General features: G+C 35.4%; 1 protein-coding gene. It reads left to right on the forward strand.

Going from position 1 to position 862, the window contains the following annotated elements; translation table 11 throughout:
* A partial coding sequence (locus GRQ01_RS07535) for a flagellin hook IN motif-containing protein (protein WP_282958810.1) occupies positions 1-862 on the forward strand: 862 nt, incomplete at both ends.

Here is an 862-nt window from a genome sequence, read left to right on the forward strand (position 1 = left end):
CTATGGATGAACAGCTTAAAATCTTAGACACTATTAAAACTAAGGCAACTCAAGCAGCTCAAGATGGCCAAAGCTTAAAAACAAGAACCATGCTTCAAGCAGATATTAACCGTTTAATGGAAGAATTAGACAATATCGCAAATACAACTTCATTTAATGGTAAACAACTTTTAAGTGGAGGTTTTACTAATCAAGAATTTCAAATTGGTTCAAGTTCAAACCAAACTATAAAAGCAAGCATAGGTGCTACTCAGTCTTCTAAAATTGGGGTGACAAGATTTGAAACAGGATCTCAAAGTTCTACTTCAGGAGTTGTGGGACTTGTAATTAAAAATTACAATGGTATAGATGACTTTAAATTTGATAATGTCGTGATTTCAACCTCAGTAGGAACAGGATTAGGAGCCTTGGCTGAAGAGATTAATAGGAATGCAGATAAAACAGGAGTAAGGGCAACTTATGATGTTAAAACTGTAGGAGCTTATGCTATAAAAGAAGGTAAAACCTCTGATGATTTTGCTATTAATGGGGTAGTTATAGGCAAGGTTGATTATAAAAATGGGGATGAAAACGGTGCTTTAGTCTCAGCTATTAATTCGGTTAAGGATACTACAGGGGTGCAAGCTTCAAAAGATGAGAACGGTAAGCTTGTATTAACTTCTGCTGATGGTAGAGGCATTAAAATCACTGGAGATATAGGTGTTGGTTCTGGTATTTTAAGGGAGCAAAAAGAAAATTATGGAAGATTATCCTTAGTAAAAAATGATGGTAGGGATATTAATATTAGCGGAACCACTCTTTCAGCCATAGGTATGGGAGCAGGTGATCTTATTTCTCAAACTTCGGTATCTTTAAGAGAATC

The organism is Campylobacter bilis (assembly GCF_016806695.1).
In the GTDB taxonomy this organism is placed as follows: domain Bacteria; phylum Campylobacterota; class Campylobacteria; order Campylobacterales; family Campylobacteraceae; genus Campylobacter_D; species Campylobacter_D bilis.